The 14,429-nt window shown below is 71.0% G+C and carries 8 protein-coding genes; 7 read left to right on the forward strand and 1 reads right to left on the reverse strand.

Annotated elements, in window-relative coordinates:
• The first annotated feature begins 2 nt into the window (after positions 1-2).
• From GF068_RS06100 to GF068_RS06120, 5 genes are all read left to right on the forward strand, one after another.
• Positions 3-2,114, forward strand: coding sequence for a D-alanine--D-alanine ligase family protein (locus GF068_RS06100; RefSeq protein WP_153818281.1), 2,112 nt, complete (start codon positions 3-5; stop codon positions 2,112-2,114).
• An 85-nt stretch (positions 2,115-2,199) separates the two neighbouring features.
• Complete coding sequence (locus GF068_RS06105) at positions 2,200-2,499, forward strand: hypothetical protein (RefSeq protein ID WP_153818282.1); 300 nt, start codon at positions 2,200-2,202, stop codon at positions 2,497-2,499.
• Between the two features lie 68 nt (positions 2,500-2,567).
• The gene (locus GF068_RS06110; protein ID WP_153818283.1) at positions 2,568-3,890 is read left to right on the forward strand and encodes a protein kinase domain-containing protein; all 1,323 of its coding nucleotides are present in this window, start codon (positions 2,568-2,570) and stop codon (positions 3,888-3,890) included.
• Positions 3,874-4,902, forward strand: a complete 1,029-nt coding sequence (locus GF068_RS06115) for a tetratricopeptide repeat protein (RefSeq protein ID WP_153818284.1) — start codon at positions 3,874-3,876, stop codon at positions 4,900-4,902. Before GF068_RS06110 ends, GF068_RS06115 begins: the two co-directional genes overlap by 17 nt.
• A 145-nt stretch (positions 4,903-5,047) precedes the next feature.
• The gene (locus tag GF068_RS06120) at positions 5,048-5,446 is read left to right on the forward strand and encodes a response regulator (protein ID WP_153818285.1); all 399 of its coding nucleotides are present in this window, start codon (positions 5,048-5,050) and stop codon (positions 5,444-5,446) included.
• A 177-nt stretch (positions 5,447-5,623) separates the two neighbouring features.
• Here GF068_RS06120 and GF068_RS06125 read toward each other — a convergent pair whose 3' ends face one another.
• Positions 5,624-8,647, reverse strand: coding sequence for a hypothetical protein (locus GF068_RS06125; RefSeq protein ID WP_153818286.1), 3,024 nt, complete (start codon positions 8,645-8,647; stop codon positions 5,624-5,626).
• Positions 8,648-8,860: 213 nt separating this feature from the next.
• On the opposite strand from GF068_RS06125, the gene aspS reads away from it, so the two are divergent.
• The gene (aspS, locus tag GF068_RS06130; protein ID WP_153818287.1) at positions 8,861-10,666 is read left to right on the forward strand and encodes an aspartate--tRNA ligase; all 1,806 of its coding nucleotides are present in this window, start codon (positions 8,861-8,863) and stop codon (positions 10,664-10,666) included.
• A 200-nt stretch (positions 10,667-10,866) separates the two neighbouring features.
• On the forward strand, positions 10,867-14,361 hold the full coding sequence (locus GF068_RS44160; protein ID WP_206079402.1) for a hypothetical protein: 3,495 nt from the start codon (positions 10,867-10,869) through the stop codon (positions 14,359-14,361).
• Positions 14,362-14,429: the final 68 nt, after the last annotated feature.

Below are 14,429 nucleotides of genomic sequence, written 5' to 3' on the forward strand. Positions count from 1 at the left end.
CGATGCGCATCGCGCTCATCTACAACTTCAAGATCACGGGCTCCCCCGAGGAGGCGGAGTTCGACCCCCCAGAGACCATCGACGCGATCGAGGACGCCCTCTCGCGCGCAGGCCACGAGGTCGAGCGCGTCGAGGTCTCGGGCCCCGCCTCGCGCGTCATCGCGCGCCTCGAAGCGATCTCGCCCGACCTCGTGTTCAACATGGCCGAGGGACACAAGGGCAAGACACGCGAGGCGTTTTACCCCGCGCTCTTCGACGAGCTCGGCTTCCCCTACACGGGCTCGGACGCGTACACGCTCTGCCTCACGCTCGACAAGGCGCTCACGAAGCGCACGCTCGCGAGCTACGGCGTCCCCACGCCCCGCGCGCGGCTCGTGACGCGCGTGGCGATCGAGAGCGGCGCGCTCGACGACGTCACGTTCCCGGTGATCGTGAAGCCGAACTTCGAGGGCTCGTCGAAGGGCATCTCCGGCGATTTCAGCGTCTGCGAGGACAACCACGAGCTCGCCGAGGTCGTCGACCGGCAGCTCGCGCGTTTCCCCGCGGGCGTGCTCGTCGAGCGCTTCCTGCGCGGCGTCGACGTGTCGTGCGCGTTCGTCGAGGGCCTCGGCGACGACGGGGTCCTCGACCCGGTCGAGTACGTGATCGATCCGCGCTACTCGAACCTCTACAACGTCTACGACTTCCACCTGAAGAACGTGCGGCCCGAGCACGTGACCTCGCGCCTGGCGGTGCTGCCGCCCGCGGTGCTCGATCGCATCCAGGCGCTGACGCGAAGGATCGTGCGGGCGCTCGATCTGCGGGACCTCGGCCGCTGCGAGTTCCGCGTCTCGCCGGGCTCGCCGCAGACGGGCTACGACATCCACTTCCTCGAGGTCGACGCGCTCCCCTCGCTCGATCCCACGGCGGCGATGTTCGTCGCGGCGAAGAAGCGCGGCTTCGACTACGACGGCGTGATCCGGTCGATCGTGCGCAGCGCGTGCAAGCGCCGCGGCCTCTCGCCCCTCCTCGAAGGCGCGCCGCAGCGCCGCCAGAAGAAGGGCGCGCTCCGCGTGGGCTTCACGTTCAACATGAAGCGCGACGGCGGCGACGCGGAGGCGGAGTTCGACCCGCCCTCCACGATCGAGGCGATCACGAGCGCGATCGAGAGCTTCGGCCACACGGTGGTGCCGCTCGAGGCCAAGCCCGATCTGCCGCACCGCCTCCTCGCCGCGCAGCCCGACGTGGTCTTCAACATCGCCGAGGGCGTGCGCGGCCGCGGCCGCGAGGCGCAGGTCCCCGCGATGCTGGAGCTGCTCGGCATCCCCTACAGCGGCAGCGATCCGACGACGCTCTCGCTCTGCCTCGACAAGGGCCTCACGAAGCAGATCCTGCGCGCCTCGAAGATCGACACGCCCGCGTGGCAGGTGCTCACGACGGGGCGCGAGAAGCTGAAGGCCTTCCGGTACCCGGTGATCGTCAAGCCAAACGCGGAGGGCACGTCGAAGGGGATCACGGGCGCGTCGGTGGTGCCGGACGAGGCGAGCGCGCGCGCCGCGGCGAAGGTCCTCGTCGAGAAGTACGGTCAACCCGCGCTCGTCGAGGAGTACATCCACGGCCGCGAGTTCACCGTCGGCCTGCTCGGCGATCGCCGCCCGCGGGTCCTTCCGCCGATGGAGGTGGTCTTCGTCGATCCACCCGAGCACCCGGTCTACGGCTTCGAGGAGAAGCAGCAGGGCACGACCCGCGTGCGCTTCCAGTGCCCGGCGAGCCTGACATCGGCGGAGCTCAAGCGGATCGAGAAGATCGCGCGCGACACCTTCCTCGCGCTGCACTGCCGCGACGTCGCGCGGATCGACCTGCGTTTGGCGAAGGACGGCACCGTGTACGTGATCGAGTGCAACCCGCTGCCCGGGCTCACCCCGGAGTTCAGCGATCTCTGCGTCATCGCGAAGGTCGCCAGCATGGATTTCCGGACGCTCATCGGCGAGATCCTCGCCGGCTGCATCAAGCGCTACCGCGGCGAGCGGGCCGCGGCCGCGCCGCCTCTGGTGCAGGTCCCGCCGGCCCAGCCGCTGAGCCTGCTCCCGCTGCTCACGGAGGGCGCCGGCCCCGCGAAGGTCAGCGGAACCTGATCGAACATCCGTCCTCGCCCGATCGACACGTCCCCGCGCACGTCCTGCACACCGCCCGGGCCCGCGCCTTGCGATGGGCCTCGGCATGGGATCTCCGGCCGGGCGTCGTTTCTCCCTGCTCGCCTTCGCGTGTGGGCTCGTGCTGGTCGCCGCAGGCTGCGGTCGCGGCGCGACACCACGCGCCGCCGAGGCGCCCGTCGTGCCCGCGCCCTCCACGTATGCCGTGGTGATCCCGCCGGGGACCTATTTCCCCGACTGGCCCTCGCTCGTGGCCCCGGGGGAGCGGGAGTACGACGAGGCGCGCTCGATCGAGCAGCGCGAGGCGCTGCCGCCGCGAGGACCGGCGGCCCAGGTGCCGATGCGCATGAGCGACGGCCCGCGGTAGATCGGACGGAACCACGCACGTGGTGTTTCCCGTTTCCACGCGAGGTGGTTTAGACTTCGGTCTCCGCCGTGAGACCCGCTGAACCCGAGCTGCAGAGCGTGAGGCCGACCCCCTGGGCGCCGGGCTCGATCATCGGGGGAAAGTACCGCCTGACGACGCCGATCGGCGCGGGCGGGATGGGGGAGGTCTGGCGCGCCGAGCACACGTCGCTCGGCACGACCGTGGCGGTGAAGCTCGTCGATCTCGCCTCCGCGCAGAACCCGCAGGAGACGATGGCGCGTTTCCTCCACGAGGCGCGCGCCGCGGCGCGGCTCAAGAACGAGAACGTGGTCCAGACGATGGATCACGGCGCGCAGGGGCACGTCGCGTACATCGTGATGGAGCTGCTCGAAGGCGAGAGCCTCGCCAAGCGGCTCGCGCGCCAGCGTGTCCTGCCGGCGTCGGACGCGGTGCGCCTCTTCCGCGAGATGGCCCGCGCCCTCGAGAGGGCGCACAAGCAGGGCATCGTCCACCGTGATCTGAAGCCGGAGAACGTCTTCCTCGCGAACGAGGAGGGCCGCGAGGTCGTGAAGATCCTCGACTTCGGCATCGCCAAGACCGCCGACGCCGGCCACGATCCGCACCTCAAGACGCACGCGGGCACGGTGCTCGGAACGCCCGCGTACATGAGCCCGGAGCAGGTGCTCGGCAAGGAGATCGACTTCCGCTCGGACCTCTGGCAGCTCGCGATGATCGCCTTCGAGTGCGTGACGGGCGCGCGGGCCTTCTCGGGCGCCACGCTCGGCGAGCTCTTCATGCGCATCTGCTCGGCGCCCCTGCCCGTGCCTTCGCAGGCCGCGCGCAACGTGCCGCCCGGCTTCGACGCGTGGTTCGCGCGCGCCGCGCAGCGGGATCCGAAGGAGCGGTTCCAGTCGGCGCGTGAGCTCGCCGAGGCGCTCTCCATCGTGCTCCTGCGCTCCCAGGGCGGAGGCGCGGCCACGGTGCCGCTCGGCTCGATGGTGCAGTCCGGCAAGCTCGAGCCGACGGGGCAGAGCACGGCCTGGTCGAGCGGCGCCTCGAACCCGAGCTCGCGACGCGCGCTCACGATCGCGCTCGCCGTGCTGCCGGTGCTGCTCATCGGCGTCGTCGGCGCCGTGTGGATCGTGAAGGGGCGCGACCCGGACCCTCCGGCCCCGGCGCCCTCCGCGCGCCCCGCGGCGAGCGTGTCGCCCCCCGCGAGCCCCTCGATCATCGCGCCCGCCCCCGCGCCGAACGTCCCGGCCACGGCCGAGCCCGCGGCGACGACCGACGCCGACGCGCCGCCTTCGCCGAGCGCGCCCGACGCCGGCAAACCCGCGCCGGTTCGCGGCGGGGGCAAGCGTATCGGCAAGGAAGATGTCCTCGGCTTCTGAGCCGAACCCGAGCCCCGACGGACCGATGAACCTGCCCCTGTCGAAGCCCAAACGAGCGCCTCATCGGACGTGCCTCCTCGTCGTGTTCGCCGCGCTCGCCTGGCTCACGCCGTCCGTGAGCGCGGGGCAGGATTTCGCGACCAAGAGCGCGGCGCGCAAGCTCGGCGAGGAGGCCATCGTGCTCTTCGACAAGGGCCAGTACGCGGAGGCGCTCGAGAAGTTCAACCTCGCCGATCAGCTCGTCCCCGCGCCGACGCTCGGCCTGCGCGCGGCGCGCAGCCTCGTGAAGCTCGGCCGCCTCGTCGAGGCCTCGGAGCGTTACCTCGCGGTGACGCGGATGGATCTCTCGGGCAAGGCGGTCACGTACCTCTTCCGCAAGGCGCAGGCCGACGCGCTCAAGGAGCGCGAGGAGCTCTTGCCGCTCATCCCGAGCCTGACCATCGAGGTCACGGGCCCCGTGGGCGCCGGGATCACGGTGTACGTCGACGGCGAGCAGATCCCGCTGGCGCTGCTCGGACAGAAGCGCCCGATCGATCCTGGCCCGCACGAGCTCGAGGTTCGTCGCGGCGAGACGAAGGTGAAGAAGAAGGTCGACCTCGTCGTGAAGCAGACGGAGAAGGTCGTGCTCGAGCTCCCCCCGCTGCCGAAGCCGAAGCCGCCGGAGCCGGACCCGTTCTGGAGGACGATGGCCTGGGTGGGGATCGGCGTCGGCGCGGGCGGGCTCGTGGCGTTCGGCGTGACGGGGGGCCTGGCGCTGTCGAAGGAGCAAGAGCTCGTCACGAAGTGCCCGAACCGGGCCTGTCAGCCCGAGTTCCACGCCGACGCCGACTTCTTCGACGCGCTCCGGTACGCGACGACGGCGGGCCTCGTGGTCGGCGTGGTGGGCCTCGGCGTGGGCGTGCCGCTTCTCATCGCAGGGCCGAAGCAAAAGCAAGACGAAAAAAAGGCCGCCGAGATCACGTGGACGCCCGTCCTCGGGATCGGCTCGGCGGGTCTACGCGGCACGTTCTGAGCGGATCGCAGAAGTGCAAACCCGGCGCACGCTCGCCGTTTTAGCCCTGCAAGACGTGTCCCCCAGGAGCCGCGAAGAAGCGCTTTCCTTTCGGGCATTTCCACCGTTTCCCGAGGCTGGTCCGTTTCTTGCGATCGGTCTTCGCATGGCCCGCGTTCTGATCATCGACGACGACCCGACCTTCGGCCAGCGAGCCGTGCGTTGCCTGGAAAAAGCGGGCATGCGCGCGCGCTTTCACGAAGGCCCGTTCGGCAGCCTGCACGCGGTCCGCGAGACGGGCTGCGACATCGTGCTCGTCGACGTGGACATGCCGCGCCTCGACGGCGGCCTGCTCGTGAAGATGATCCGCGACGCTTACGGGCTCGGGCAAACCCGCATCATGCTCGTCGGCGACAGGTCGGACATGGAGCTCGCGGACCTCGCGATCAGCGTGGGAGCCCACGGATACGCGTCGAAGAGCCTATCCGACGCGGAGCTCGTCGGCCGCGTCGTCGAGCTCTCCGGGCGAAGGGCCTCACGCAGGCCGACGCCGGCGCTCGGCTGAGCATCCGTCTCGAGGGGGGAGGTCGTCACCGGTCTTGCCACCGGCTCGCTGGATGAACTGCGCATCGCGCAGTTCATCCACCATCGGTCCAGGCCGTGCCTGGTCCGGGGGTGCAGGGGGGTGGACAACCCCCCTGCCGGGGCCTGGGGCAGCGCCCCGGCGCAACGCTTCCTTCCGTCAGCGCCGCGACCGCAGCCGCCGCACGAACGCCGCGAGCCCGAGCGCGAGCCCGAGGACGCTCGCCGATCCCGCGTTGCCGCGGCTGGTCCCTGCGGCGCGGCAATCGCAGCCGCCCTCGTCTGCCGTCGGGAGCGAGCCGCCCGCGCCAGCCGAACCACCCGCGCCGCCTCGACCACCGTCGCCGCCGGCACCACCTGCGCCGCCGCCGCCGCCGCCGCCCATGCCGCCTTCACCCTCGCATGCGCCTGCCTGACAGGTGCCCTCGGGGCAACTCGTGCCGTCGGGCGCCGCGCCGTCCTCGGGGCAATCGTTCGTCGCGCCGTCGCAGCTCTCGGCCACGTCGCAGTCGCCCGCCTTGTCGCGGCACACCGTGCCCGCCGCGGCCAGCGCGTCGGCCGGGCACTCCATGGTCGAGCCGTCGCAGCTCTCGGCCACGTCGCAGGCGCCGATCGCCATGCGGCACACGGTCCCGGTGCTCGCCAGGACGTCGGCCGGGCAATCGTTCGACGCGCCGTCACACGCCTCCGCCGCGTCACACGCGCCTGCCATGCCGCGGCACTCGGTCCCTGCCGCGACCTTCGTGTCGGCTGGGCACACGCCGCTCGCGCCGTCGCAGCTCTCGGCGGCGTCGCAGGCGCCTGCCGGGGCGCGGCACTGCGTGCCTGCGGGGACGAGGTTGTCTCCTGGGCAGAGCGGCGTGAAGCCGTCGCAGATCTCGTCCACGTCGCAGGCGCCCACGGCTGCGCGGCACACCGTGTTCGCCGCGGCGACCATGTCGGCCGGGCAAGTGTTGCTCGCGCCGTCGCACGCCTCCGCCGGATCGCAGCCGCCTGCCGAGGCGCGGCACTGCGTCCCCGCCGCGACCTTCGTGTCGGCTGGGCAGGCCGTGCTCGTCCCGTCACACGCCTCGGCCACGTCGCAGGCGCCACCCGACGCGCGACACTGCGTGCCCGCCGCGGACGGCGTGCAAGTGCCCACCGCGCCTGCGAGGTCGCAGGCCTGGCAATCGCTCGCCGCGCCGCCGCACGCCGTATTGCAGCAGACCCCGTCGGCGCAGAAGCCGCTCGCGCAGTCCTTGCCGACCTGGCACGCCTGCCCGTTGTCGAGCTTGTTTTGCGGCGTGAACAGGTAGGCGGCGCCTGCGTTCGACGCGGCGCTGTCGTGCGCCTCGGCGCCGACGATCACCCACGAGCCGCTCACGCCGACCGAATGGCCGAATTGATCTCCGATCGCGAGATCCGCGCCCGTGATCTTCTTCTCCTGGGCCCACACGCCCGCGTTCCGGAGGAACACGTAGGCCGAGCCCGCCGACGACGGCTCGTCGTAACGCGCGCCGATGACCGCCGTGTCGACCACGAGCGAGACGGAATGCCCGAACTGATCACCGCCGTCGCCGTCCATCGCCACGAACTGCGCCTGCTGCGCCCAGACGCCCGCGTTCCGCGTGTACGCATACACCTTGCCTTGCGAGGCGAGCGCGAGCGGCGCGGCGATGAGGGCCGTGTCGCCCGAGACCGCGACCGCGTAGCCGAACCAGTCGTTCGCCTTGCCATCCGGCGGGGCGAGCTTCGCTTGTTGCGACCAGGTCGTGCCCGTCCGGAAGAACACGAACGCCGAGCCCGACACCGAGCCATTGTCGTCGTCCCCGTAGGCGCCGACGACGATGGTATCACCCGAGATCGCGACGGCCGTGCCGAACTCGTCCTGCGCCGCGGCCGCCGCGCCCGCCGTGAGCTTCGATCCCTGCAGCACGAAGGTGCTCGCGCCCTTGAGGTACACGTAGGCCGATCCGGTATCGACCGCGTTGACTCCGCCGACCGTGTTGTCGTCGAAGGGCGAGCCGACCACGAGCGTCGTGCCCGAGAGCGCCACCGACGAGCCGAAGCGATCCCCCGACGCCGCGTCGTTCGCGGTGATCTTCTGGAGCTGCGTGAAATTCGAGCCGAACGCCGACCGCTGGAAGACGAAGACCACGCCGCGGCTCGCGTTGTCGAGGGGCGCGCCGACGGCGATGACGTTGCCGGCGACGGTCACCGCGCGGCCGAACCGGTCGCCGGCCGTCAGCGTCGCGTCGCCCGAGACGAGCTTCTGCGACTGCGTCCACGTGTTCGTCGCGGCGTTCCGGAGGAACACGTAGGCCGCCCCGGAGTCCGTGCCCTTCGCGTCGTCGTCCGGCGCGCCGATGACGGCCGTGTCCGCGTCGATCGCCACCGCATATCCCAGCGAGGCGTCCGCCTGCGCGTCGCCCGCCAGGAGCTTCTGCGACTCGGACCATACGATGGGGTCGACGACGATCGGATAAATCGCGCCCGTATCGTCGACGTGAATGGCGATCCGCCCCTCGCCCGCCGAGAGGAACGCCGGGAGCACGCGGCCCTTCGCGTCCGTGACGTGGAGATCGGTGTACCGGAGGATCACCTCCCCCGCCTCGTCGCGCAGGAGCGCGGCGTCGGCCTCGGCCGTGAGCTCGGGGGCGAGCCCCTCGGCGCGCATCGAGAGCGTGACGCTGCCGCCGCCCTGCTCGCGGCACGCGGGCCGCTTCGCGAGATCGAAGCCCTGCTCCAGGCCGAGCGGGCCATTCAAATACCACTCCACGACGTCCCCGCGCCGATACTCGGCGCGATTGCCGCTCGCCTCGGGCGACGCCGCGGCGGCCGGCTCGAGGTCCCCGTCGCAGCCCACGGCCTCGAGCGAGAGCTCGAACGGCCGATCGGCCCGCGCGTCGGCCGCGACCCGCACGCCCGCCGGGGAGAGCTCCGCCGAGAGGCCCTGCGCCGGGTTCCGGGCTGAAATCGTGCCCTTCGCGCCGCGCGAGAGGTGATACGCGGGCGAGGCATCCTTTTGCACCGCCGCCACGTACGCGGCGCGCAGCCCCGCGTGATCCACCACTTCCTCCGCTGGGGGCGCCTTCGCCTGCGCCGGAAGGGACACGTCCCCCGATTGCGGACCACTTTCGTCCGCGCCGCACGCCGCCGCCAGCGACACCGGAAGAGCAAACCACCATCGCTTCGCTGCCAACATTCGTCACCCCGTATCGTGAAGGGAAAAAGCTACACTCTGGACGAGCGTCCATCCTACCAAAGCCGCCCGTGTAGAGCGAAGCCTTACGGCTCGACCGGGCTGCTTTGCCCGCGCGAGGCCTCCCCTGGCCGGGTGGGGCGGGCCACGAAAAAGTGACCAGGCGGGCTCCCTGCCCCGTTGAGTTGGCGGCGTGAGCGACTATGCTGCGCCGCCATGTCGGAATTTTTGGTGGACAAGAAGCGCACGCACTCCTGCAACGCGCTGCGCACGAGCGACGTCGGCAAGAGCGTCGTGCTCATGGGCTGGGTGGCGCACCGCCGGGACCACGGCGGCCGGGTCTTCATCGACCTCCGGGACCGCGAGGGCCTGACGCAGGTGGTCTTCGGCCCGGAGATCGGCAAGGAGGCGCACGAGCTCGCGAGCGAGCTGCGCTCGGAGTACTGCATCGGCATCGCCGGCAAGGTCGTGACGCGTGTCTCGTCGGGCGGTCAGCCCAATCCAAAACTCGCGACCGGCGAGGTCGAGGTCAATGCCGAGGAGCTCCACATCTTCTCGCGCTCGGAGACCCCGCCCTTCCTCATCGAGGACGAGATCGACACGCGCGAAGAGATCCGGCTGAAGCACCGCTACCTCGACCTGCGCAGGCCCGCGCTCCAGCGAAACTTCCTGGTACGCTCGAAGCTCTACCGCGCCGCGCGTGATTATTTCCACGGCGAAGGGTTCACCGAGCTCGAGACGCCTTTCATGGTGAAGTACACCCCCGGCGGCGCGCGCAACTTCCTCGTCCCCTCGCGGCTCAACCCCGGCAACTTCTATGCGCTCGCCGAGTCGCCGCAGATCTTCAAGCAGCTCTTCATGGTCGCCGGCTTCGAGCGATACTTCCAGATCGTCCGCTGCTTCCGCGACGAGGACCTGAGGCTCGACCGCCAGCCCGAATTCACCCAGGTCGACGTGGAGATGTCCTTCATCACGGAGGAAGACATTTTCACGACGATGGAGGGCCTCATCCGCCGCATCTGGAAGGACGTGCAAGACGTCGACCTGCCGCGCTCGTTCCAGCGGATGAGCTACCACGAGGCGATGCTCAAATACGGCTCCGACAAGCCCGACCTGCGCTTCGGCCTGGAGCTCGCCGACCTGACCGACGTCCTCCGCCCGCTCGACGGCGGCGGCGTGCCGCTCTTCAAGACCGCGCTCGAGCAGAAGGGAATCATCAAAGCGCTCCGGATCCCCGCGAAGGAGGCAGCCTCGCTCTCACGCACGGAGGCCGACAAGCTCGAGGAGTTCGTGAAGGGCTTCGGCGCGCGAGGCCTGGCGCGCGCCCGCGTCGGCGAAAACGGCGACTGGACGCAGTCGCCGCTCAGCAAGACGGTGACCCCCGAAGCGCGGGCCGCAGTGAACGCCGCGCTCGGCGCCGGCCCCGGGGACCTTTTGTTCTTCCAGTTCGGCTCGTTCAAGCTCGTGAACGCGGTTCTCGGCGGCCTGCGCCTGCACCTCGGGCACAAGCTCGGCCTCATCCCCGAAGGCCAGTGGCGTTTCCTCTGGGTCACCGATTTCCCGATGTTCGAGCAAAACGAGAGCGGGCAATGGGTCGCCGCCCATCACCCGTTCACCTCGCCGAAGCCGGAGCACGTGCAGCACCTCGGCGCGGAGAACGGCCGCGTGGAGGCCCGCGCCTACGACCTCGTGCTCAATGGCAACGAGATCGCCGGCGGCTCGATCCGTATCCACCAGCGCGAGGTGCAAGCCAAGGTCTTCGCCGCCCTCGGCCTCTCCGAGGACGACTTCCGCGCGAAGTTCGGCTTCCTCCTCGACGCGTTCAAGTACGGCCCGCCCCCGCACGGCGGCATCGCATTTGGCCTCGACCGCCTGGCGATGCTCCTGTGCAATGCAGGCAGCCTGCGCGACGTCATCGCCTTCCCGAAGACGCAGAAGGGCACGGACCTGATGACCGACGCCCCCACCGGCGTCGCGCCCGAGCAGCTCGACGAGCTCGGCGTGCAGCTCAAGAAGGTCTGAACGAGCCTCTCCACCGCGCTTCCGCGCGCGCCTCCCCCCTCCGTACACGCATCCACCTCCGCCGCCGCGCCCGCCGTCATCGGCGGCCTGTCGGTTTCGTGCGCGGCGCGGGAAACCGTTTGTTCTCCCACGATGTGCGGCGATGCTGCGTGCTCGCTCTATCCGCCTCGCCGTGTGGACGAGGCACCTCGGAGGAACGCATGCAATCACGTCTTGCCGCATTTTCGACACGAAAGACCGGCGACATGAGGTCCGGCATCGCCCGTGTTCTCGGCGCCCTCGCGCTCGGGGGCCTCCTCGGCGCGCTCCCGGCTTGTAGCTCCGGCGCGCCCGCGTCCGCGCCGACGCCCGCGCCCGCGCGCGCCTCCGCCCCCGTCGACCTCGACGCGGTCGTGCGCTCCGTGCGCCTCGCCTATCGGGCCTCCGACGATCACTTCGTCGGCGGCGGCCGCGCCTACGACGTTACCTATCACGCGGGCGCGTTCGACGTCGCACCCCGACCCGACGATCACAGCACGGCGGCCGCGGCCCGCTTCCGCACGGTCGACGTCGCGCGCGGCGGGGCGCGCTTCGACGGCGCTCCGAGCCCGCGTGTCGCCGCGGACGGCCACCTCGCGATTACCCGCGGCGCGGTGGAGGAGCACCTGCGCAACGCGGAGGACGGCGTCGAGCTCTCGTACTCCTTCGCCGAGCGGCCGGCCGGCGCGGGCGATCTCGTCGTCCGGATCGAGGTCTCGGGTATGGCGCCCTCCGGCGAGACCACCTCGGGTCACCATTTCGTGGATCCGGCGGAGAACCTCGGCTTGAAGTTTGGCAAGGCCACCTGGATCGACGCGAAGGGCGTGAAGACCGACGTTCCCACGCGTGTCGCGGACGGCGCGATCGAGCTGGCGGTACCGGCGGGCGTCATCGAGGGCTCGGCGTACCCCGCGGTGCTCGACCCGATCATCTCGCCCGAGGTGGGGATGGATGCGCCGCTCGTCGTCCAGCCGGCCAACCTGCAAGACGACCCGGCGATCGCCTATGGCAGCGGGCAATACCTCGTGGCCTGGCGCGATCGTCGCTCGTACGTCGACAACATCTATGCCACGCGCGTGCAGGCGGACGGCACGGTGCTCGACACGTACGGCATCCACGTCGCGCGGGGCCTCAACCCGGCCGTGGCCTCCGACGGCACGGACTTCCTGGTCACGTACGAATCCACGAAGAACATCTACGCCACGCGCGTGACCGGCGCCGGCCAGGTGGACGGGGGCGAGATCACGATCAGCGCGGGACTCAAAGCGGAGTCGAACCCCGACGTCGCCTTCGACGGGACGAACTACGTGCTCGTCTGGGACGACGCGCGCAACACGTCGAGCAGCGCCTTCACCGACGTCTACCGCGCGCGCTTGACCCCGGCGGGCGTGCTGCTCGACCCGAACGGCGTGCTCACCGCCACCGAGGTGGTGAATTACTCGGCGGGCGGGCACGAGCCCGCCATCGCTTCGAATGGCCAGGGCTCGCTCATCGTCTGGCACGACGCCCGGATCTTCGGCGTGCGCATCGATGCGCAGGGCAACCAGCTCGACGCCACGCCCTTCCATGTGAGCCCGGAGCTCGTGGGGAATGACCGCGACGACAGCGCGGCGATCGCTTTCGTCAACGGGGCCTACACGGTGGCCTGGGCGCGCAGCCCCGGCGACGGCGGATCGGTGGTCGCGGCGCGCGTGGACCCGAATGGCACGGTGCTCGATCCGGCGGGCGTCGCCCTCACGCAGACGGCCGATCCGAATACGTATTTCCAGGACGTCGTCGTGGGCTCCGACGGGCAGGACGTGGTGGTGCTCTTCACGCAGGGCGTGCACGAGGACGGCCAGGGGAGTTATCGCGTGCGCCTCGATTCGCAGGCCACGGTGCTCGACGCGACGCCGGTCATGCTCGCCGCGGCCAGCATGGGGCACGCGATCACCGTGGCCCCCGCGCCTTCGCTCGCGGTGTATGCGGACGACAGCACCACGGACGAGGCCGCGCAGGACATGTTCCTCGCCGGCACGCGCCTCGCTCCGGGCGGCGCCGCGCTCGACACGCCGGGGATCCTGCTCTCGAAGAGCGCCAATGCGCAGTTCGCCCCTTCCGTCTCCTTCGACGGGACGAACTTCCTCGTGATCTGGGCCGATCACCGCAGCTACGATGCGCAGAAGGCCTTCCTCGACATCTGGGGCGCGCGCGTGAGCCCCGCCGGCGCCCTCCTCGACCCCAGCGGGATCCCGATCCGGACCGGGGGGCGCTGGGACTTCTCCCCGCAAGTCGTCTTCGACGGGACGAACCACGTGGTCGCCGCGTGGGGGACCAGCAGCTTGCCGTGGGACGGCGATCCGTCCTGGGACCCGTATATCGTGCGGGTGAGCCCCGCGGGCACGGTGCTCGACCCCGTACCCCTCCACATCGAGATGGAGTCGTTCAGCCACGAGCCCATCGCGCTCGCTTCGAACGGCGCGGAGACGCTCCTCGTGAACGACCATTTCGATGGCGTCCAGATCGCCCGCGTCACCTCCGCGGGGACGCTCGCCGCGCCGCCCGTGATGGCCGTCGAGGTGCTCGATAGCTGGTTTGGCATGCGGCAATCGCTCTCGTACGGCGGCGCCGGCTACCTCCTCGCTTTCCGCGACAAGCTGAACAACAACGGCCTCGTCGCGTCGCGGCTCGACGCGATGGGCAACGTCCTCGATCCGGGCTTCCTGCAGGTCTCGGACCCGAACAGCTTCGTCGGGCGGCCGGCGATGGCGTCGAACGACACGATGCACCTCCTGGTCTGGCCCGAACCGGCCCCCCAGGGCACCTCCGGCTCCACCCTGCGCGCGGCGCGCGTGGACGCGAATGGTACGGTGCTGGATCCCGGCGGCTTCGTGCTCGCCGCGGTGCCGACCCTGCAATACGACCGGCCCTGCGCGTCCTTCTACGTGACCGATTATTACGGCCCCTGCCCTGCCGCGGTTCACGACGGCAAGAGCTTCGTGGTCGTCTGGCGGTCGTCGCCGTCGGGCGCGTCGGCCGAGAACCCCGTGGATCTCCTCGGGGCGCGGGTGGGGACGGACGGGACGATTCTCGAGACGTTCCCGGTCTCGTCCGAGCCCACGGGGGAGGGCCCGCCCTCGCTCGTCTCGCGGGGCCATGGCAAGACGCTCGTCAGTTATGCGCGGTTCGTCGGGGAATCGCCCTTCTCGGCGAGCCGGGTGCAGGCGCGGCTCCTGCGTGTCCCGCAGGCGCTGGGCGAGGCGTGCGACGTGAACGAGGACTGCGAATCGGGCGCATGCGAAGCGGGCGTCTGCGTGACGCCGGGCAGCGGCGTCGGTGGGGCCGGCGGAGAAGGTGGCGCCGGTGGGGCGGGCGGAGAAGGCGGCAGCGCAGGCGCTGGCGGCGTCGGTGGAGCCGGCGGCAGCGGCGGAAACGGCGGCGCAGGCGGCAGCGGCGGCAGCGGCGGCGGCAGCGGCGGCAGCGGCGGCGGCAGCGGCGGCAGCGGCGGCGCAGGCGGCGGCGGCGGCAGCGGCGGCAGCGGCGGCTCAGGCGGCGTCGGTGGAGCCGGCGGCAGCGGCGGCGGTTTGGGCGGCGGCGCCAGTTGCAGCACGTCGAGCGCCTCGACGGAGACGAGCGGCTCCTTCGCGGTCCTCGTGATGGGCGCGCTCGCCCTCGCGAGCCGGCGCCGCAAGCGCTGACCCCACCCCGCCCTTCGCGCGAGCCTCCCCGCCCTTCGCGCGAGCCTCCCCGCCCTTCGCGCGAGCCT

The sequence above is a fragment of the Polyangium spumosum genome (genome assembly GCF_009649845.1).
GTDB lineage: Bacteria > Myxococcota_A > Polyangia > Polyangiales > Polyangiaceae > Polyangium > Polyangium spumosum.